Genomic DNA, 20,264 nt, shown 5'->3' with positions numbered 1-20,264 from the left:
TCGCCTGACCCGTCGTTGGGGATGCCTTGCCGTGTCCGCGCTGCTGCCTGCGTGCCTGAGCACGACGGCATGGGCCGGCGCGTCCGCGCCTGCGTCGGTCCAGGCGGCGGCGACCGGGATGGCCTCGCGCCTGCCGGCGTGGATCGATTCCGGCTCGACCGTGTTCTGGCTGGGCGCCGGCTGCGTGATCGGCGGCCTGACGCTGGGCGTGATGGTCAGCCTGTTCGTGCAGCAGCGCGGCCGGCTGCAACGCCGCCGCGAGGAACTCAAGCGCGTGCGCCGCGAGCGCGCCCGCCTCAGCGCGCTGCTGAACGCGATCCCCGACCCGATGTATTTCAAGGACGCGAACGGCGCCTATGAGGGCTGCAATCCGGCCTTCGAGCGCGCCGTCGGCCTGAGCGAGCAGGAGATCATCGGCCGCCGCGACGCCGACCTGCCCAACCCGCCGGGCTGGGTCGACACGCAGGCCGACGGCCGCACGCTCACCTGGCGCGATGGCGCCGACGGCGGCGCCCGCTGCCTGGACGTGCTCAGCGCGCCGGTCGTCGACGACGACCTGTACCTCGGCCAGGTCGCCATCGCGCGCGACATCACCCAGCTGCAGCAGGCCACCGATGCCGCCCGCCGCGCCGCCACCGTCTACGAGCACTGCGGCGAAGGGATCATGGTCATCGATCACAACCTGCGCATCGTCGACGTCAATCCGGCGCTGGTCGCGATGGTCGGCCACGACCGCCAGACGCTGCTGGGCAAGCGCCCGCTGCTGCTGCGCGAGGCCGAGCAGGACCCCGAGAAGCTGCGCGCGCTGTGGGCCGACATCGAGTCCCGCGGCAAGTGGAGCGGCGAGGTCACCGAGCGCCACAAGAACGGCGAATCGATCCCGATGTGGGCCACCTTCGTGAAGGTGCCGGCGCCGTCGGGCGATCCCGACCAGGTGCAGTACCTGAGCGTGCTGACCGACATCTCCCGCATCAAGCAGACCGAGGCCGAACTGCTGCACCAGTCGCTGCACGACAGCCTGACCGGCCTGCCCAACGCGGCGCTGCTGCGCGACCGCATCTCGCGCCAGATCGGCAACGCGCAGCGCGAGCACACCTGCGTGGCGGTGCTCTACATCGACCTGGACGGCTTCCGCGACGTCAACGACATCGCCGGCCATGCCGCCGGCGATCAGGTGCTGCTGACGGCAGCGGCGCGCTTCGCCAATGTCACGCGGCTGAGCGACTCGGTGGCGCGGGTGGGCGCGGATGAATTCGTCGTGGTGCTGTCCGGCCTGGTCGACGAGGAAACCGCGATGCGCCTGGGCGACCGCCTGATCCAGGCGATGGACGAGCCGGTCGTGATCGACAACCACCGCTTCAATGTCGGCGCCAGCATCGGCCTGGCGCTGTTTCCGGCCGACGGCACGCAGGTCGACGAGCTGCTGCGCAATGCCGAGGTCGCCATGGTGCGCGCCAAGCTGCATGCGCGCGGCTCGGTCCAGGCCTACCGGCCGGAGCTGACCCAGGCGGTGCAGCAGCGCTTCGAGCTGACCCACGCGCTGCGCCAGGCCAACGAGGCCGCGCAGTTCCGCCTCGAATACCAGCCGCAGGTGCGCCTGTGCGACGGCCAGCTGATCGGCGCCGAGGCGCTGCTGCGCTGGCGGCATCCGACGCGCGGGCCGATCTCGCCGGCGGACTTCATCCCGCTGGCCGAGGAGACCGGCCTGATCATCCCGATCGGGCGCTGGGTGCTGGAGCAGGCCTGCGCGCAGGTGGCGCGCTGGCAGGGCCAGGAGGGCAAGCCGCAGCAGGTCGCGGTCAACGTGTCCGCCCGCCAGCTGCGCCAGCCCGATTTCATCGAGACGCTGGACTTCATCCTCGGCGAGACCGGCTGCCCGCCCAGCGCGCTGGAGCTGGAGGTCACCGAGAGCCTGCTGCTGGAGGATGCCGAGCAGGCCATCAGCCTGCTGACCCGCATCTCCAAGCGCGGCGTGCGCGTGGCCATCGACGATTTCGGCACCGGTTATTCCTCGCTGGCCTACCTGAAGCGGATGCCGGTCAGCACGCTGAAGATCGACCGCAGCTTCGTCCACGAGCTCAGCAGCGACGCCAACGTCGCCGCGATCGCGCGCACGGTGATCGTGCTGGCGCGCAGCCTCAACCTGGACGTGCTGGCCGAGGGCGTGGAGACGCTCGAGCAGGCCGAGTGGCTGCGCCGCGAAGGCTGCGACTGGGCCCAGGGCTGGTACTACGGCCGCCCGATGCCGGCCGAGGACTTCGTGCTCACGCCGCCGCCCGAGCCGCTGCGCCGCGCGCCGGCCAAGCGGCTGCAGCTGGCCTGATCAGGCGTCGCCGTCGCCGTTCACGCGGCGCCGGGGCGCGGTCGGCGGGGCCGGCTCGCTGACCCACAGCCGCCATTCGCGGGCGCTGATCTCGCGCACCTCCAGGCCGCGCCTGAGGACATAGCTCGAGTCATGCCAGCTCTCGACCGGACCGGCGACGGTGCGCTTGGGCGGGGGTTCGAAGCCGAACTCGGAGTCGCCGAAGCTGCTGCCGCTGTCCGCGTACTGGCTCTCGCCATGGCTGAAACGGCTCTCGCCGTAATGGCTGGGATACAGGCTGTCGGACCCGCCGCCGGTCGCCATCGGCCTGGACGCCGCGGGCGGGAGCTGTGGGAGGGAGGACCGGTACTTCATCGCTGGAACTCCGGGATCACGGGGAAGGGGCACTCCATGGTGATCCTGTCGGCCCGCGGCCGTCAGCCCGCAGATGGAGGGGCTGGCGGGGGAGGACATCTCCCCCTTGAAATCACTTGCCGGCGCCGGCGGTGTGTGCAAGTCACAGCGGTAGCGCTGTCGTGTGCTTCACCTCTTCCATCACCGCGTAGGTCCGCGTCTCGCGCACACCGGGCAGCGTCCAGATGACGGCGCCGATGAACTCGCGGTAGGCCGCCATGTCCGACACCCGCGTCTTGAGCAGGTAATCGAAGCCGCCCGCCACCAGGTGGCATTCCAGGATCTCCGGCCGCGCCTGCACCGCCGCGCGGAAGTTGTCCATGACGTCGTGGACGGTGCGGTCCAGCAGGATCTCGATGAACACCAGCATCTGCGCGCCCAGCTTGGCCGGATTCAGGCGCGCCTCGTAGCCGAGGATGAAGCCCTCGCGCGTCAGCCGCCGCACCCGCTCCAGCACCGCCGTCGCGGACATCTGCACCTCCTCCGCCAGCTTCAGGTTGCTGATGCGCCCGTCCTGCTGCAGCAGCGCGAGGATGCGCCGGTCGATCTTGTCCAGGTCCTGGAGGTCGCTCATGCTGGATTCCGTGCGGTGGATGGCCTAAACATTGGAGATTAATTCGGAGCCCTCCTTTTTACACTCCCGATATTCGCTAGGGGAGCGCCCCTCGCACGAACATTCGAGGATCCCATGACCGCTTTCGCCCTGCCGCCCGAGACCTCCCGCCTGCCCGACCCCTACCGCGAGGAGCTGCCGCTGGTGCGCGCGCTGGCCGCGCCGCTGCAGACGCTGCACTGGCCGGCGGTGGTCGACCAGGCGCGCCCCTGGGTGCAGCAGGTGCGCGCCAACCCGGCGCCGTTCTGGGCGATGGAGTCGCTGCTGCGCGAGTACCCCATCACCAGCGCCGAGGGCCTGGCCCTGATGCGCCTGGCCGAGGCGCTGCTGCGCGTGCCCGATGCGGAGACCGCCATCGCGCTGACCGCCGACCAGCTCGGCCGCGCCGACTTCGAAGGCGGCTCGGACGGCCCGCACAAGATGCTGGCCGGCCTGGCGGCGAGCGCGATCTCGCTGTCCAAGAAGTTCCTGCCGGATGCCGAGTCCGACGGCGGCCTGATGAAGCGCCTGGGCGCGCAGACGGTGGTGGCCGCGACGGTGCGGGCGATCCAGCTGCTGGGCCGTCAGTTCGTGCTTGGCCGCAACATCCAGGAGGCGATGAAGGAGGCCGACGCCGCGCGCAAGGCGCAGGCCCAGCTGCGCTTCTCCTACGACATGCTGGGCGAGGGCGCCCGCACCGAGCGCGATGCCGAGCGCTACCAGGCCTCCTACCTGAATGCGATCGCCGCGATCGCCGCCGGTCGCAAGGCCGAGTCGCCGGAGGGCAGCGACGGCATCTCGATCAAGCTGTCGGCGCTGTTCTCGCGCTACGAGGTGCTGCAGCGCGAGCGCGTCTACGCCGAGCTGCTGCCGCGCGTGTGGCAGCTGGTCGAGAAGGCGGCGCAAGCCAACATCAACCTGACGATCGACGCCGAGGAGGTCGACCGGCTGGAGCTGTCGCTGGAGCTGCTCGACGCGCTGGCGGCGCGCATCGCCACCCACTTCCCGCAGTGGCGCGGCTTCGGCCTGGCGGTCCAGGCCTACCAGACGCGCGCGCGTGACGTGGTGGAGGCGGTCGCCGCGATCGCCCGCCGGCATGGGCTGCGCTTCATGGTGAGACTGGTGAAGGGCGCCTACTGGGACGGCGAGATCAAGCGCGCCCAGGAGCAGGGCCTGCCCTGCTACCCGGTCTACACGCACAAGCCGCACACGGACGTGTCCTACCTGGCCTGCGCCCAGGCGCTGCTGCAGCACCACGACGTCATCTACCCGCAGTTCGCGAGCCACAACGCCGGCACCATCGCCGCCATCCTGCAGATGGCCCGCGCGCTGGGCGCCAAGTTCGAGATGCAGCGCCTGCACGGCATGGGCGAGGGCATCTACCGCGAGGTGCTGAAGGACGGCAGCATCCCCTGCCGCGTCTACGCGCCGGTCGGCGAGCACCGCGACCTGCTGGCCTACCTCGTGCGCCGCCTGCTGGAGAACGGCGCCAACTCCTCCTTCGTCCACCAGCTGGCCGATCCGACGGTAGCGCCGGAGGAGCTGCTGGCCTCGCCGATGACGCAGATCCAGGAGGCCGTGGCGCTGCCGCTGCCGGTGGCGCTGTACCGCGACGCGGCGGGCCGCGGCCGCGACAACTCCGCGGGCCTGGACCTGGCGGTGCCGGCGCAGCGCCAGCCGCTGCTGGACGCGCTGGCCGCCTGCAGCGTGCCGACGCTGACGGAAGCCTCGCCCGATGAAGTGGACGCGGTGATGGCGCGCCTGCAGGGCGGCTTCGCCGGCTGGAACGCGACGCCGGTGGCCGAGCGCGCCGCGGTGCTGCGCCGCGCCGCCGACGCGCTGCAGGCGCAGCTGCCGCAGTACTGCGCGCTGCTGGTGAAGGAGGCCTACAAGAGCTTCGGCGACGCGATCAGCGAAGTCCGCGAGGCCATCGACTTCCTGCGCTACTACGCCGACGAGGCCGAGCGCCTGGCCGCCGATGGCGTCGCGCTGAACGGCCGCGGCGTGTTCGTCTGCATCTCGCCGTGGAACTTCCCGCTGGCGATCTTCGCCGGCCAGGTGGTGGCCGCACTGGCCGCCGGCAATGCCGTCGCCGCCAAGCCGGCCGAGCAGACGCCCGCGGTCGCGGCCGAATGCGTGAAGCTGCTGCATGCCGCCGGCGTCCCCGAGGACGCGGTGCAACTGGTGCATGGCCGTGGCGAGACCGTCGGCGCGCGCCTGGTGGCCGCGCCGCAGACGGCGGGCGTGTGCTTCACCGGCTCGACGCAGGTGGCGCAGATCATCAACCGCCAGCTGGCGGCCAAGCCCGGCGCCGCGGCGCTGCCGCTGATCGCCGAGACCGGCGGGTTGAACGCGATGATCGTGGACTCCACCGCGCTGCCCGAGCAGGTCATCGACGCCGTCGTGCAATCGGCCTTCCGCAGCGCCGGCCAGCGCTGCTCGGCGCTGCGCCTGCTGGCGGTGCATGAGGCGGTGGCTGATGGCGTCATCGAGATGCTGCGCGGCGCGGTCAAGGAACTGCGCGTCGGCGACAGCGCCGACCTGGCGACCGATGTCGGCCCGCTGATCGACGACGAGGCCTTCCAGGGCGTCTCCCGGGAAGTCCAGCGCCTCAAGCGCGAGGCGACGCTGATCGCCGAGGCCGTGCCGGCTGATGCCTGCCCGCGCCTGCTGCCGCCGGTGGCGGTCGAGCTGCCGACGATCGCCTCGCTGAAGCAGGAGATCTTCGGCCCGGTGCTGCATGTCGTGCGCTGGAGCGGCGATGTGGACGGCGTCGTGCGTGAGATCAACGCGCTGGGCTACGGCCTGACGCTGGGCATCCAGACCCGCATCGACAGCCGCGCGCTGCGCCTGGCGTCGCAGGCGCGCATCGGCAACGTCTATGTGAACCGCAACATCATCGGCGCGGTGGTCGGCGTGCAGCCCTTCGGCGGCGAGGGCATGTCGGGCACCGGCCCGAAGGCGGGCGGCCCGCACTACCTGCTGCGTTTCGCGGCGCAGCCCAAGGTCGAGGCGACCGAAGCCGCGGCCCCGGCGTTGGTGACGACGGTCGCCGGCGCGGACCTCGGGCCGCTGTTCGCGGCGCACGAGGCCTGGGCCGAGCGCGCGCTGGACGAGCGCGCTACCGCGCTGGAACGCGCCAGCGCCGGCCAGCCGCCAGTGGTGGCCGGAGCCTGGCGCACGCTGGGCGCGGCCGCGCGTCGTGCGCTGGTGGATGTGAAGCTGCCCGGCCCGACTGGCGAGAGCAACGAGCTGCGCCTGCACGGCCGCGGCGTGATCGCGGTGCTGGCGCAGGGGGCGTCGACCGAGGAACTGGCGCGCGCGCTGGGCGCGGCGCTGGTGGCGGGCAACGCGGTGGCGGTGGTGGGCGGCGGCGACACGGCGCAGGACCTGCGCACCGCGCTGATGCGCGGGGGCGTGGCGGCGGCGGCGATGCAGTTGCTGCCGGCCGACCAGCTCGGCGCGGTGCTGCGCGCGGCGAAGCTGGCCGGCGTGATCGCGCCCGCGGGCCTGCAGCTGGCGGCGCAGCGCGAGCTCGCCGGCCGCGACGGCGCGATCCTGCCGGTCGTGCCGATGATGGAACTGGCGGATGCACGCCAGCTCTACCGCCTGGTCGCCGAGCAGACGCTGACGATCAACACCGCGGCCGCCGGCGGCAACGCCGCGCTGCTGGCAGGCGTGCACTGAGCCTCTGCGCTTCAGCGCCCCCAGCGCCGCGTGCCTAGCGCCCGGCGCTCGGTGCTCGGTGCTCGGTGCTCGGTGCTCGGTGCTCGGTGCTCGGCACCCGGCGCTCAGCGCCGAAGGCTGAACCGGCCGACGCCGTCCCGGGAGGGCCGGCCGTCGATCCGCCACCAGCCCGTGCGCGGCACGATCCAGGTCTCGCCCGCGCGCAGGCGCATCGGTTGCGGCCAGCAGTGGTCGGCCCACAGCGCGGGCGCGTCTTCGACGCTGACCTCGCCGCCGCGCAGGTGCAGCACCGTGCCGCGGGCCAGCCGCAGCAGCGTCGACTGACCGGCCGCCAGCGCGTGAGCGTCGGCGTGGAGCGCCGGGCCCGGCGCCGATGCGGATGCTGGCGTCGCTCCCGACTGCGATTCCGAGCGCGCGTGGGCGTGGCCTTGGCCTAGCGCTTGGCTTGGCGCCATCACGTTCGCCTTCGCCTTCGCCAGACGGGTCAACGCGTGCTGCCCAGACCAGGTCGCGGGCAGCCATCTCAGGACATGGGTGAGGAACATGAGGTCATCGCCTGACCTGTCGCGGGTCTGGGGCGCCATGAAGATGATGGGGACCAGTGTTCCGATCACCGCCGCGTCACGACAGGTACAGCGGACCGATTTGTTCTGCGCAACAGCGCTCGCGCGCCTGCTGTTCCGTATCCACTGCCCGCCCGCTGTTCCGGTGTCGCGCGGATTGCCGGGCGCAGAATCGCCGCCATGGACGCCACCGACCCCCTCTACGCCCAGGTCGCCGCGCATTACCGCCAGGCCATCACCGCCGGCACGATGCCGCCGGGCAGCCGGATGCCGTCGGTGCGCACGCTGATGGGGCTGCACCGGGTGAGCCTCAGCACCGCGCTGCAGGCCTATCGGCTGCTGGAGAGCCAGGGCCTGCTGCAGGCCCGGCAGCGCGCCGGCTACTTCGTCCGCCCGCCGCGGCCGACGCGCCTGGCCCGCGCCGCCGAACCGCGCCAGACGCAGGCGGACCCGGCGCGTTTCGTCGGCGTGCATGAGCGCATCTCGGACATCCTCACCCGCGGCATCGCGGCCAAGCCCGAAGTCAATCTGTCCGGCGCCTGCGCGCATCCCTCGCTGTATCCGACCCGCGCGCTGGCGCTGCACGGCCAGCGCCTGCTGCGCCGCCGCCCGGAGATCCTCGGCACGCAGCCCGATCCGCAGGGCCTGCTCGGGCTGCGCCAGGCGCTGTCGCGACTGGCGCTCAACGCGCAGATCCAGCTCGACCCCTCGCAGCTGGTCATCACCCATGGCTGTACCGAGGCGCTGAGCGTCGCGCTGCGCGCGGTGACGACGCCTGGCGATGCGGTCGCCGTCGAATCGCCCACCTACTACGGCCTGCTGCAGCTGCTCGAAAGCCTGGGCCTGCGCGCGCTCGAGATTCCGACCAGCCCGCACACGGGGCTGTCGGTCGAGGCCCTCGAGGCCGCCGCCGCGCAGGAGCCGCGGCTGAAGGCGGTGGTGGTGGTGCCCAACCTGCAGAACCCGCTCGGCGCGGTGATGCCGGACACGGCCAAGCAGGCCCTGCTGGCGCGCTGCGAGGCCCGTGACCTGGCGCTGATCGAGGACGACACCTACGCGCTGCTGTGCGACACGCCGCAGCGCGCGATCAAGTCCTGGGACACGACCGGGCGGGTGATCTTCTGCTCCTCGCTGCACAAGACCCTGGCGCCGGGCATGCGCGTGGGCTGGATCGCCGCCGGGCGCTGGCAGCCGCGGGTGGAGATCCTCAAGTACGCGCAGAGCCGGCCGAACGAGATGCTGGGGCAGGCGATCCTCGCGGAGTTCCTGGCCGGCGGCCAGATCGACCGCCACCTGCGGGCCCTGCGCGCGAAGCTCGCCACGCAGCGTGAGCAGATGGCCGCGGCGCTGTCCGACGAGCTGCCGACCGGCACGCGCCTGTCCATGCCGCCGGGCGGCCCCAGCCTGTGGGTGGAATTGCCCGAGGGCCTGTCGTCGCTGGCGCTCTTCGACGCGGCGCTGGAGAAGGGCGTGCGGCTGGGCCCGGGCCTGATGTATTCGAACTCGGACCGCTTCGACAACTTCATCCGCATCAACGCCGGCAATCCGATGGACGAGGCGCAGCGGCGCGCCATCGCGACGCTGGGGCAGCTCTGCGCGTCGATGCTGCGCGGGCGCTGACCGTCCTCCCGCCCGAGGGCCCGCGGCTACACTGCCGGCCCATGAGTTCCTGCATCGCATTCATCGGTGGCGGCAACATGGCCAGCGCCATCATTGGCGGCCTGCGCCGCGCCGGGCATCCGGCCGAGGACCTGCTGGTGGTCGAGCCTTTCGAGGCCCAGCGCGAGCGCCTGGCCGTGGACTTCGGCCTGCGTCCGATGGCGACCGCCGATGCCGCGCTGTCGCGTGCCCGCGCGGTGGTCTGGGCGGTCAAGCCGCAGCTGTTCCAGGAAGCCGCCGAGCCGGTGGCGCCGCATGTGGGCGGCGCGCTGCAGCTGTCGGTGATGGCCGGCCTGCGCGCCGACGCGATCGCCCGCGCCACGGGCGCCGCGCGCGTCGTCCGCGGCATGCCCAACACGCCGGCGCTGATCGGGCAGGGCATCACCGGACTGCATGCGAGCGCCGCCGTGACCGCGGACGATCGCGCGCTGGTCGAGCAACTGCTGCAGGCGACCGGTCGCACGCTGTGGGTCGATGCCGAGGGCGACCTCGACACCGTCACCGCGCTGTCGGGCTCGGGCCCGGCCTACTTCTTCTTCCTCGTCGAGCACATGGTCGCCGCCGCCCGGGCGCTGGGCCTGGACGAGGCCAAGGCCCGCGAGCTCGCGCTGGCGACCTGCGGCGGCGCCGCCGCGCTGGCTGTGCAGTCGGGGGAATCGCCGACCGCGCTGCGTGAGAAGGTGACCTCCAAGGGCGGCACCACGCATGCGGCGATCACCAGCCTGCAGGCGGACGGCGTCGGCGATGCGATCGAGCGCGCGGTGAAGGCCGCGCATCGGCGCGCGGGCGAGCTGGGCGACGAGTTCGGCCGCGGCTGAAGCCCCGTGCTTCACGCGCTGCGCCGACGTCCGCCGATGTCCTGATCCAGAGTTCCGTTCCGACCGATGGGGATCGCCGATCGCTGGGGCCTGCGCGCGTGGCTGCGCGCGCCGGGCTCGCTGAGCAAGCGCCTGGCCGCGACCGGCCGCCGCTACGAGGTGCTGGTGCTGCGCCAGACGGTGGCGCCGCTGCGGCCGCAGGAGCGCGCCGCGCTCGGTTTGCCGCGTCGCGGCCTGACCGTCGTGCGCGAGGTGCTGCTGCATGTCGACGGCCAGCCGCTGGTGTGGGCGCGCTCGGCGGTGCACGGCCATTCGCTGGCGGGGCCCTGGAAGGCGCTCAAGGGACTGGGCAGCCGGCCCCTGGGCCATCTGCTCTACGACGATCCCCGCATCCATCGCAGCGAGCTGCAGCCGCGCCGCGTGACCCGCCATGGCGCGACCCACCGGCAGATGCAGCGCCAATGGCTGGCCGCGACCGGCACCGAGGCGCCCGCGCGGATGCAGTGGTCGCGCAATTCCGTCTTCACCCGGCACGGGCAGCAGCTGCGGGTGATGGAGATGTTCGTGCCCGACGTCGCGCTGCGCGACCCCGGGCCGCTGCGGCGCAAGTCGCGGCCTCGGCGCTGAACGCCGCCGAGCCGCGCGTGACGCCCACCGGAGACGCCGATGCCTGATCCGACTTCCCCTGCCGATGCCGGGCCGATGACGCTCGCGGAGCGCCTGGTCGGCGCGTTCCGGCGCTGGCTGCAGGCGCTGCGGCCGGCGCCGATGCGCGTCGATGCCGGCGAGCGCCTGCGCGTGGTGGCCGGCGCGATCGCCGGCGTGCTGGTGACGGCCGTGCTGATGGAGCTGCTCTCGCGCCATGCGCCGGGCGTGCCGCGGCTGGTCGCGCCGCTCGGCGCGAGCGCGGTGCTGGTCTTCGGCGTGCCCGCCAGCCCGCTCGCGCAGCCGTGGTCGGTGGTGGTCGGGAACACCGCGTCGGCGCTGGTGGGCATCGCCTGCGTGCACCTGTTCGGCGGCGTGCCGGAACTGGCCGCCGCGATCGCCGTCGGCGGCGCCATCGGGCTGATGTTCCTGCTGCGCTGCCTGCATCCGCCCGGCGGCGCGGCGGCGCTGCTGATGGTGCTGTCGGGCGCGCACGACTGGCACGTCGCGCTCGACACGGTGCTGCCGAACTCGGCGCTGCTGGTGGCGGCGGGCATGCTCTACAACGGCGTCACCGGCCGGCGCTATCCCCACCCGCAGGTGGCCGCGCCTGCCGCGGCGCCGGCCGGGGGCGGTCCGGCCGGCGAGGCGACCGCCTTCAGCGGCGCCGACCTCGAGACCGTGCTGGCCCATTACAACCAGGTGCTGGACATCCCCCGTGACGACCTGCAGGCCATCGTCGACGAGGCCGGCCTGCTGGCCGCGCGGCGGCGGATGACGACGCTGCGCTGCGCCGACGTGATGTCGCGCGAGGTGAAGACGGTGGAGTGGGGCACGCCGCTGCAGGAGGCCTGGTCGCTGCTGCGGGAACACCATATCAAGGCGCTGCCGGTGGTGGACCGCGCGCGGCGCGTGGTCGGCATCGTGACACTGGCGGACTTCCTGCGCGGCGCCGCGCTCGACCTGCACGCGGACTGGGCGACCCGGCTGCGACAGCTGATCCGCCCGACGCCCTCGACGCACAGCGACAAGGCGGAGGTCGTGGGCCAGATCATGAGCCGGCAGGTGCGGGTGGCCAGCGCGGACCGCCCACTGGCGGACCTGGTGCCGCTGTTCGCGGCGACTGGGCACCACCACATCCCCATCGTCGGCGACGAGGCGCGGCTGGTCGGGATCCTGACGCAGTCCGACCTGGTCGCGGCGCTGGCCCGGGTGGATCGCCTGTAGGCCGCCTGGCGCGGCGATCCGTACAGGTCCCGCTCAGGTTCGCTCGGTATGCTGCGGCCGCTCCGTTTTCCTGGATGCCGCGCCGATGGACATCGACCCCGAAGAACTGATCGAGAACGCCCGCCAGGCCGTGGACCGGCCCGAGGCCGCCGCGCGCCCATCGCGGCTCAATGCCGTCGTGGCGGTGACCGTCGCGCTGCTGGCGACCTTCATGGGCATCTGCAAGGTCAAGGACGACAACATCAACCAGAACATGCAGCAGGCGCAGGCCGACAAGATCGACCACTGGGCCTTCTACCAGGCCCGCAACGCCCGCGAGGAGATCGCCAAGGCGGCGCTGACGCAGCTGAGGCTGCAGGCGCTTGGCGCGCCGGAGTCGGCCGCCGACGGCTACCGGCAGGCGATCGCGCATTACGAGACGCTGGCGGCCGAGCAGTCGGCCAAGAAGGATGAACTGCGCAAGCAGGCCGAGGCCGACCAGCAGCGCTACGACGCGCTCAATTTCCGCGACGACCAGTTCGACCTGTCCGATGCGCTGCTGGCCATCGCGATCGCGCTGCTGGCGATCACGGCGCTCACGCAGATGTGGGCGCTCTTCGCGGTGGCCATGGTGCCGACGGTGTTCGGCGTGCTGATGGGCCTGGCGGGCCTGGGCGGCTGGCCGCTGCATCCGGACCTGATCGTCCAGCTGCTGTCCTGAGCCGCGCGCCGGGCTGGACGTGGGAACGGGCGCACCAGGCGCCCGTTTGCCATGGGATCGCGACCGCGGCGCTCAGCGCAGCGCCAGGTCCAGCACCGTGCCCGCGAAGATCGCGAAGCCGACCCAGTGGTTCTCGCGGAAGGCCTTGAAGCAGCCGTCGCGGCCGCGGTCCTTGATCAGCGTGTAGTGCCAGACCACCTGCGCCGCCGCGGCGGCCAGGCCAGCCAGGAACCAGTGGCCCATGCCCAGCCGCAGGCCCAGCGCCGCCCACAGCGCGAGGAAGACGACGTAGAAGGTCATCACCCCGATGACGTCGAAGCGGCCCAGCGTCAGCGCGGAGGTCTTGATGCCGATGCGGATGTCGTCGTCGCGGTCGACCATGGCGTATTCGGTGTCGTAGGCCAGCACCCAGAACAGGTTGGCGGCGAGCAGTCCCCAGGCCGACAGCGGCACCGAGGCGGCGATCGCCTGCAGGCTCCACTCGCGCCCGCCCAGCGCCGCGGAGAAGGCCATCGGGATGCCGAAGGAGAACGCCACGCCCAGCACGGCCTGCGGCATCGAGACCCAGCGCTTGGTGAACGGATAGAGGATGGTCACCGCGAGCGCGGCGAAGGACAGCAGGATGGTGGGCGGGTTGGTCGTCAGCACCAGGCCGAAGGCGACCAGCGACAGCACCGCGCCGAGCACCAGGGCTTCCTTCACCGACACCAGCCCGGCGGTGACGGGCCGCTGGGCGGTGCGCTTGACGTGCTTGTCGAAGTCGCGGTCGGCGACGTCGTTGACGGCGCAGCCGGCGCTGCGCATCAGGAAGGTGCCGATCGTGAAGACCAGCAGCAGGTGCCAGCCCGGCCAGCCGTCGGCGGCCATCCACAGCGCGGAGAGCGTCGGCCACAGCAGCAGGTAGGTGCCGGCCGGCCGATCCCAGCGGATCAGGTTCAGGTAGAGCGACAGACGCGACGGCGCGGCGGGGGAGGGGGCGGCGGGAGTCATGGCGGGGATTGTCGCGCTCGCGCCTCTGATTGGGGGGCGGGAGGAAACGACTGGTCGCTCCGTGCAATGCTCGTTAAATCGAGCGTTAAGTCGATAAGGCTCGATTTAACGAGCATCGACCCACGACGGTGGGGCGTCCACAACTTGAAAAAACTTGATCCAGCGGCAGGCAACGCAGACAATCCACCGGCTATGCACAAGGTTGTCCACAGCGAGAACATCAGGGCCGCCCTTGCCCAGAAGGGGTGGACGCAGAAGCAGTTGGCCGAGGCGTTGGATGTGTCCGCGCAAGCGGTGACCTTGTGGCTCAAGGGAGAAGGCCTTCCGCGGCCGGACAAGCTCCTGAAGCTCGCCACCACGCTGAAGCTGTCGCTGGGGCAACTGGTCAAGTCCGAGGATCCGGACCGTCCCGTGATCGCGTTCAGGAAGCGGGCTGCCACCAAGACGACCCAACAGCATGTCGACGATGCGGTCACCCGCGGAAAGTTGCTGCGGGCGTTGGTGCCCTCGCTCCCGGAACTGAAGGCGCTTCGCACCGAACTGCCCAACCCGAGCGTCGCTTACGCGAACCTGCAAAGGGCCGTCAGCCAGACGCGAACCAAGCTGGGCATCGGGCAGGACGTGAAGCTCGCGTATTCGGTGCTCATCAGCGAATTCGCCGCGAACGACGCCTTCATCGTGCCCGTGCTCTGGGGCGAGAAGAGTCGCCACGAGAACGCGCTGCACATCCTGCTTCCCGCCACGCGCGTCACCTTCATCTACTTGAATCTTGACGCCCGGATCGAGGACTTCAAGTTCTGGATGGCGCATGAGCTGGCGCACGTCTATACGCCGCAGCTGGCCGGGACCGATGATGGCGAGGATTTCGCCGATGCCTTTGCCGGAGCGTTGCTGTTCCCTCAAGCGCTTGCTGAACGGGCATGGCGCGAGGTCTGCGCCTGCCGTCGCAAGGCCGATGTCATCGCCGCGTTGAAGCGTCACGCTGCGGAGCACGAGATCTCGCTCTTCACCGTGTACCGTCAGGTGCAGGATTACGCCATGGCGCATGAAGCGAAGCCGCTGGCGTTGAACGAGGGGGCCGACATCCACGCGGTTCGAAGCGCGATTCGTGGCAGGACGGTCGCGCAGGATCTCTTCGGGAGCGAGCCGCCTGAACCGGCCGCCTATCTGGCGGCGGCCCAGAACGTGTTCCGCAGCGAATTCTTCCCCTCGTTGCAGCGCATGTTCAGGGCCCACGGCACCGGCCCCGCATATCTGCAGCAGATCCTGGATCTGCCGCTCTCCGATGCGACCTCACTTCATGCGGCGCTGATGAGGTGATCTCCGTTGACGCTGCTGTTGCTCGATACCTGCGCGTACCTGCGATTGGCGCGTCGCGTGAAGCCGTTGCTCGGCGTCGAGTTCGGGCAGAAGCGGTATGTGTTGACGGTGCTGCCTGACGTCGAGCAGGAAGTGCTGCGCAGCGGACGTCTGCGCCATCTCTTTCCCTGGTTCTCCAGCGATCAGACCGCGGCCGCTGAACGCCTCGCGCAGAGCGTCCGGCTGACGGCGGCGCAACGTCAGGAGCTCGAGATTGCGGCCAGGTTCCTGCATGACTGGGTCGTGGAAGAGGCTGTGAGCTTCGCGTCGAGGGGACGGACACCACCGAGCCGGGTGGACTGCCGCGTCCTGGCCTTCGGACAGACGCATGGAGCGACGATCGTCACGGATGACCTGGCCATGCACGATCTGGCCGGCACCTTCGACATCGAGGTGCTTCATGGGCATGAACTGTTGGCCAAGTTGCGCACGGCCAAGTTGATCGATAACGCGCTCGTCCGCGAAATCTACGAGGCACTCGACCGCAACGGCGATCTCCCGGCCTCCTGGCGTGCGGCCAAGCACAAGACCTTCCTGAAGGTCTTTGGCCCGGAGCTCACGCGTTCTTCCTGACCCGCTCCCACAGCGCCCCCGCCTCGCCCACCAGTCCGCGGCGGAAGGCCAGCACGCATAGGATGAAGATCAGCCCGGTCACCAGACTCACCGATTCGCCCAGGCCGGTGAACCATTGGATCCCGGTCACGCCGGCCAGCCACTGGCCCAGGTCGCCGATCTTGTTCTCCAGCGCGATGATCACCAGCGCGCCCACGATCGGCCCCACCATCGTCCCCATGCCGCCCACCAGCGTCATCAGGATCACCAGGCCCGAGGTCGTCCAGATCGCGTCGGTCAGCGTCGCGAAACCCAGCACCAGCGTCTTGGTCGCGCCCGCCAGCCCCGCCAGCCCCGCCGACAGCACGAAGGCCATCAGCTTGAAGCGCGCCGCGTCGTAACCCAGCGAGGTCGCCCGCGCCTCGTTCTCGCGGATCGAGGTCAGCACCTGCCCGAACGGCGAATGCACCGTCCGGTAGATCAGCCAGAACCCGAACACGAAGATCGCCAGCACCAGGTAGTACAGCGCGGTGTCGTTCTCCAGGTTGATGCCCAGGACGCTGCCGCGCGGCACCGACTGCAGGCCGTCCTCGCCGCCGGTGAACGGCGCCTGCAGGAAGTAGAAGAACAGCATCTGCGCCAGCGCCAGCGTGATCATCGAGAAGTAGATGCCCGAGCGCCGGATCGCCAGCAGCCCGAACACCAGCCCCGCCAGCGCCGCCATCAGCGTGCCGAAGGCGATGCCCAGCAGCGGCGGGAAGCCCCACACCTTCAGCGCATGCCCGGCGGCGTAGGCCGCCGCGCCCAGGAAGGCGGCATGGCCGAAGCTCAGCAGCCCGGTGAAGCCGATCAGCAGGTTGAAGGCGCATGCGAAGAGCGCATAGCACATCACCTTCATCGCGAAGATCGGATACACACCCAGGAAGGGCAGCAGCGCGATGGCGACGAACAGGGCGGCGTAGCCCAGCGGTTTCTTGTTCATTTCTCTTTGCCGAACAGGCCGGCGGGACGCACCAGCAGCACCAGGGCCATGATGACGAACACCACGGTGTTGGAGGCTTCCGGATAGAAGACCTTGGTCAGGCCCTCGACCACGCCCAGCCCCAGGCCGGTCAGGATCGAGCCCAGGATGGAGCCCATGCCCCCGATCACCACCACCGCGAAGACGACGATGATCAGGTTGGAGCCCATCAGCGAATTCACCTGCAGGATCGGCGCCGCGAGCACGCCGGCGAAGCCCGCCAGCGCCACGCCGCCGGCGTAGGTCAGCGTCACCAGCCGCGGCACGTTGACGCCGAAGGCCTGCACCAGCTTCGGGTTCTCGGTGCCGGCGCGCAGCGTCGCGCCCAGCGAGGTCTTCTCGATCAGCACCCACACGCCCAGGCACACCACCAGCGAGGCGACCACCACCCAGGCCCGGTAGTTCGGCAGGATCATGAAGCCCAGGTTGGTGGCGCCCTGCAGCGCCTCGGGCGCCGAGTAGGGCTGCCCGCCCACGCCGAAGAAGGAGCGGAAGACGCCCTCGATCACCAGCGTCAGCCCGAAGGTCAGCAGCAGGCCGTAGAGGTGGTCCAGCTTGTAGAGCCACTGCAGCAGCAGCCGCTCGATGACCAGGCCGAAGACGCCCACGATCAGCGGCGCGATCAGCAGCATTGCCCAGTAGTTGACGCCGAAGTACTCCAGCCCCATCCACGCCAGGAACGCGCCCATCATGTAGAGCGCGCCGTGAGCGAAGTTGATGATGTTCAGCATGCCGAAGATGACGGCCAGTCCCAGCGACAGCATCGCGTAGAACGAGCCGTTCACCAGCCCCAGCAGCAGCTGGCCCAGCAGCGCGGGCAGGGGGACACCAAAGAAGTCGGTCATGCGTGGTCGCTCATCGTCATCGTCTTGGACATCGCGGCGGACCGGCGCGTGCGCGGCCAGGCCGCGCGACGCGCCAGCGCCGGTTCAGCTCACTTCTTGACCAGCGGGCACTTGGAGTCGGCCAGCTTGGTGAAGGCGTCGTCGCCCGGGATGCGGGTCACGACCTTGAAGTAGTCCCAGGGCTCGGTGGACTCCTTGGCCGACTTCACCTGCAGCAGGAACATGTCGTGCACGCCGCGGCCGTCTTCCTTGCGGATCGTGCCCTTGGTGTAGAAGTCGTTGATCGGCGTGGCCTTCATCTGGGCCACCACCTTGTCGCCGTCGTCGGTCTTGATGGCCTCCACCGCCTTCAGGTAGTGCGCCACCGCCGAGTAGTCCGCCGCCTGCAGCGACGAGGGCATGCGCTTCATCTTCTCGAAGAAGCGGCGCGCCCAGGCGCGTGCCTCGGGGCTCTGGTTCCAGTACCAGCTGTCGGTCAGGTACATGCCCTCGGTGGTCTTCAGGCCCAGCGAATGCACGTCGTTGATGAACATCAACAGGCCGGCCAGCTTCATCGTCTTGGTGATGCCGAACTCGTTGGCCGCCTTGACCGCGTTGATGGTGTCGCCACCCGCGTTGGCCAGGCCCAGGATCTGGGCCTTGGAGCTCTGCGCCTGCAGCAGGAAGGAGGAGAAGTCGCTCGCGTTCAGCGGGTGCTTCACCGCGCCCAGCACCTGGCCGCCGGACTTGGTCACCACCGCCGAGGTGTCGGCCTGCAGCGAGGTGCCGAAGGCGTAGTCCGCCGTCAGGAAGTACCAGCTCTTGCCGCCGGCCTTGGTCACCGCCGCGCCCGTGCCATTGGCCAGGGCCACCGTGTCGTAGGCGTAGTGGATGGTGTAGGGCGTGCATTCCTCGTTGGTCAGGCGCGAGGTGCCGGCGCCGATCGAGATGAAGGGCTTCTTCTTCTCCGCCGCCACCTTGGCCATCGCCAGGCTGGTGCCGGAGTTGGTGCCGCCGATCAGCAGGTCCAGGCCCTGCGTGTCGAACCACTCGCGCGCCTTGGACGCGGCCACGTCGGCCTTGTTCTGGTGGTCGGCGAAAACCAGTTCGATCTTCTTGCCGGCGGCCATGCCCTTGGCATCCGCGATCGCGAGGCGGATCGCCTCCACGCCGCCGGCGCCGTCGATGTCCGCGTAGACGCTGGACATGTCGGTGATGATGCCGATCCTGACCACGTCGCCGGAAATCTGCGCCTGCGCGCCGAAGCTGCCGCAGGCCAGCACCGAGGCCAGGGCAAGGGTCTTGAGGGTCGTCTTCATCGCTTGTCTCCTTTTCTAACGGCCTCGTCGGGCCACGCGGGTTTCAGACTCGAAGCTCGAAATCAACGGTGGCGGTCACGCGGTGACCGCTCGGGGATTCACACGCTCAGCAGCTCGTCGAGCAGCGCGCGCTTGCTCTCGAGCTGCGCGGCGGCGAAGGACTCGACCACCTGGCCGTGCTCCATCACGACGAAGTGGTCCGCCAGCGGCGCGGCGAAGCGGAAGTTCTGCTCCACCATCACGATGGTGAAGCCCTGCGCCTTGAGCGCGGTGATCATGCGGGCCAGCGCCTGGACGATGACCGGGGCCAGGCCCTCGGAGATCTCGTCCAGCAGCAGGATGTCGGCCCCGGTGCGCAGGATGCGGGCCACGGCCAGCATCTGCTGCTCACCGCCCGAGAGCCGCGTGCCCTGGCTGTGCCGACGCTCGGCGAGGTTGGGGAACATCGCGTAGATCTCGTCCTCGGACATGACCTTGCCGCGCCCGCCCTTGAGCGTCGGCGGCAGGCGCAGGTTCTCCTCGGTGCTGAGCGACGCGAAGATGCCGCGCTCCTCCGGGCAGTAGCCCAGGCCCAGGCGCGCGATGCGGTGCGTGGGCAGCTGCACGGTTTCCTGGCCGTGGACCTTGATCGAGCCGCTGCGGCGGTCGGTCAGGCCCATGATGGCGCGCAGCGTCGTCGTGCGGCCGGCGCCGTTGCGGCCCAGCAGGGTCAACACCTGGCCCTGCGGCACGGCCAGGTCGATGCCGTGCAGGATGTGGCTCTCGCCGTACCAGGCTTGCAGGCCCTTGATCTCGAGCGCGTATGCCATCAATGGGCTCCCTGCAGCTCGGAGGCCTCGGAGCCCATGTAGGCCTCGAGCACCTTCGGGTGGCGGGAAACGGTGGCGTAGTCGCCCTCGGCCAGCACGGCGCCGCGCGCCAGCACGGTGATGCGGTCGGCGATGCTGCTGATCACCTTCATGTTGTGTTCCACCATCAGCACGGTCCGTCCTTCGGCGACGCGCTTGATCAGCGCGGTGACGCGGTCCACGTCCTCGTGGCCCATGCCCTGGGTCGGCTCGTCGAGCAGCATCAGCTCCGGCTCCATCGCCATCGTCGTGGCGATCTCCAGCGCCCGCTTGCGGCCGTAGGGCAGGTCGGCGGCGCGCAGCGCGGCCATGTCGCGCAGGTCGACGAGCTCCAGCAGCTCCAGCGCGCGGCCGTCCAGCTGGCGCAGGCCGCCCAGGCCCTTCCAGAAGTGATAGCTCGTGCCGGTGAAGCGCTGCAGCCCAATGCGCACGTTCTCCAGCACCGTCAGGTGCGGGAACACGGCCGAGATCTGGAAGGAGCGGATCACGCCGCGGCGGGCGATCTGGGCGGGCTTCTCGCCGGTGATGTCGTGGCCGTTGAAGAGGATCTGGCCGCGGGTCGGCGTCAGGAACTTCGTGAGCAGGTTGAAGCAGGTGGTCTTGCCGGCGCCATTGGGGCCGATCAACGCATGGATGTGACCGCGCTGCACTTGCAGGTCGACGGAGTCCACGGCGGTGAAGCCCTTGAACTCCTTGGTCAGTTTGCGTGTCTCCAGGATGAGGGTGCTCATCGGCGCAAGGTGG

General features: G+C 70.4%; 18 protein-coding genes. 9 read left to right on the top strand and 9 right to left on the bottom strand.

What is annotated here, in order from left to right:
* Positions 1-31: 31 nt before the first annotated feature.
* Positions 32-2,323: an EAL domain-containing protein gene (locus BM393_RS17950; protein ID WP_175538399.1), complete on the top strand. Its 2,292-nt coding sequence runs from the start codon at positions 32-34 to the stop codon at positions 2,321-2,323.
* Here BM393_RS17950 and BM393_RS17945 read toward each other — a convergent pair whose 3' ends face one another.
* Complete coding sequence (locus tag BM393_RS17945; protein ID WP_141225384.1) at positions 2,324-2,677, bottom strand: hypothetical protein; 354 nt, start codon at positions 2,675-2,677, stop codon at positions 2,324-2,326.
* Between the two features lie 142 nt (positions 2,678-2,819).
* Complete coding sequence (locus BM393_RS17940; protein ID WP_091729536.1) at positions 2,820-3,290, bottom strand: Lrp/AsnC ligand binding domain-containing protein; 471 nt, start codon at positions 3,288-3,290, stop codon at positions 2,820-2,822.
* 114 nt (positions 3,291-3,404) lie between these two features.
* On the opposite strand from BM393_RS17940, the gene BM393_RS17935 reads away from it, so the two are divergent.
* Complete coding sequence (locus BM393_RS17935) at positions 3,405-6,995, top strand: L-glutamate gamma-semialdehyde dehydrogenase (protein ID WP_091729531.1); 3,591 nt, start codon at positions 3,405-3,407, stop codon at positions 6,993-6,995.
* Between the two features lie 104 nt (positions 6,996-7,099).
* Here BM393_RS17935 and BM393_RS25805 read toward each other — a convergent pair whose 3' ends face one another.
* Entirely contained in the window at positions 7,100-7,540 is a 441-nt protein-coding gene (locus tag BM393_RS25805; protein WP_175538398.1) for a hypothetical protein, read from the bottom strand.
* A gap of 198 nt (positions 7,541-7,738) precedes the next feature.
* Between BM393_RS25805 and BM393_RS17925 the strand changes: the two genes are divergently transcribed.
* The 5 genes from BM393_RS17925 to BM393_RS17905 all read left to right on the top strand — a co-directional run bounded on the left by BM393_RS17925 (position 7,739) and on the right by BM393_RS17905 (position 12,607).
* Entirely contained in the window at positions 7,739-9,178 is a 1,440-nt protein-coding gene (locus BM393_RS17925) for a PLP-dependent aminotransferase family protein (RefSeq protein ID WP_091729525.1), read from the top strand.
* A 41-nt stretch (positions 9,179-9,219) separates the two neighbouring features.
* On the top strand, positions 9,220-10,035 hold the full coding sequence (gene proC / locus BM393_RS17920; protein WP_091729521.1) for a pyrroline-5-carboxylate reductase: 816 nt from the start codon (positions 9,220-9,222) through the stop codon (positions 10,033-10,035).
* A 66-nt stretch (positions 10,036-10,101) separates the two neighbouring features.
* On the top strand, positions 10,102-10,662 hold the full coding sequence (locus BM393_RS17915) for a chorismate lyase (protein ID WP_091729518.1): 561 nt from the start codon (positions 10,102-10,104) through the stop codon (positions 10,660-10,662).
* Between the two features lie 39 nt (positions 10,663-10,701).
* Positions 10,702-11,907, top strand: coding sequence for an HPP family protein (locus BM393_RS17910; protein WP_404932657.1), 1,206 nt, complete (start codon positions 10,702-10,704; stop codon positions 11,905-11,907).
* A gap of 85 nt (positions 11,908-11,992) precedes the next feature.
* Complete coding sequence (locus BM393_RS17905) at positions 11,993-12,607, top strand: DUF4337 domain-containing protein (RefSeq protein ID WP_091729509.1); 615 nt, start codon at positions 11,993-11,995, stop codon at positions 12,605-12,607.
* Between the two features lie 72 nt (positions 12,608-12,679).
* On the opposite strand, the gene ubiA is transcribed toward BM393_RS17905, so the two are convergent.
* Positions 12,680-13,597 (bottom strand): 4-hydroxybenzoate octaprenyltransferase, encoded by a 918-nt coding sequence (gene ubiA / locus BM393_RS17900; RefSeq protein WP_091729505.1) that lies wholly within the window; start codon positions 13,595-13,597, stop codon positions 12,680-12,682.
* Positions 13,598-13,789: 192 nt separating this feature from the next.
* Here ubiA and BM393_RS17895 point away from each other — a divergent pair, with 192 nt between their 5' ends.
* Both BM393_RS17895 and BM393_RS17890 read left to right on the top strand, forming a co-directional pair.
* The gene (locus BM393_RS17895; protein WP_091729502.1) at positions 13,790-14,917 is read left to right on the top strand and encodes a helix-turn-helix transcriptional regulator; all 1,128 of its coding nucleotides are present in this window, start codon (positions 13,790-13,792) and stop codon (positions 14,915-14,917) included.
* A gap of 6 nt (positions 14,918-14,923) precedes the next feature.
* Positions 14,924-15,529 carry a hypothetical protein gene (locus BM393_RS17890; RefSeq protein ID WP_091729498.1) on the top strand — a complete coding sequence of 202 codons (606 nt, stop codon included), beginning with the start codon at positions 14,924-14,926 and terminating at the stop codon, positions 15,527-15,529.
* On the opposite strand, the gene BM393_RS17885 is transcribed toward BM393_RS17890, so the two are convergent.
* The 5 genes from BM393_RS17885 to BM393_RS17865 all read right to left on the bottom strand — a co-directional run bounded on the left by BM393_RS17885 (position 15,513) and on the right by BM393_RS17865 (position 20,251).
* Entirely contained in the window at positions 15,513-16,490 is a 978-nt protein-coding gene (locus tag BM393_RS17885; protein WP_091729494.1) for a branched-chain amino acid ABC transporter permease, read from the bottom strand. The genes BM393_RS17890 and BM393_RS17885 overlap by 17 nt on opposite strands.
* On the bottom strand, positions 16,487-17,374 hold the full coding sequence (locus BM393_RS17880; RefSeq protein ID WP_091729489.1) for a branched-chain amino acid ABC transporter permease: 888 nt from the start codon (positions 17,372-17,374) through the stop codon (positions 16,487-16,489). Before BM393_RS17880 ends, BM393_RS17885 begins: the two co-directional genes overlap by 4 nt.
* An 89-nt stretch (positions 17,375-17,463) precedes the next feature.
* Positions 17,464-18,672, bottom strand: a complete 1,209-nt coding sequence (locus BM393_RS17875) for an ABC transporter substrate-binding protein (protein WP_091729485.1) — start codon at positions 18,670-18,672, stop codon at positions 17,464-17,466.
* Between the two features lie 98 nt (positions 18,673-18,770).
* Positions 18,771-19,481: an ABC transporter ATP-binding protein gene (locus tag BM393_RS17870; protein ID WP_091729481.1), complete on the bottom strand. Its 711-nt coding sequence runs from the start codon at positions 19,479-19,481 to the stop codon at positions 18,771-18,773.
* On the bottom strand, positions 19,481-20,251 hold the full coding sequence (locus BM393_RS17865) for an ABC transporter ATP-binding protein (RefSeq protein WP_091729477.1): 771 nt from the start codon (positions 20,249-20,251) through the stop codon (positions 19,481-19,483). The genes BM393_RS17870 and BM393_RS17865 overlap by 1 nt, the downstream gene beginning before the upstream one ends.
* Positions 20,252-20,264 lie beyond the last annotated feature (13 nt).

Source organism: Mitsuaria sp. PDC51 (assembly GCF_900113225.1).
In the GTDB taxonomy this organism is placed as follows: domain Bacteria; phylum Pseudomonadota; class Gammaproteobacteria; order Burkholderiales; family Burkholderiaceae_C; genus Roseateles.
The sequence above is the reverse complement of the archived record's forward strand: the minus strand, read 5'-3'. Positions and strand labels throughout refer to the sequence as shown.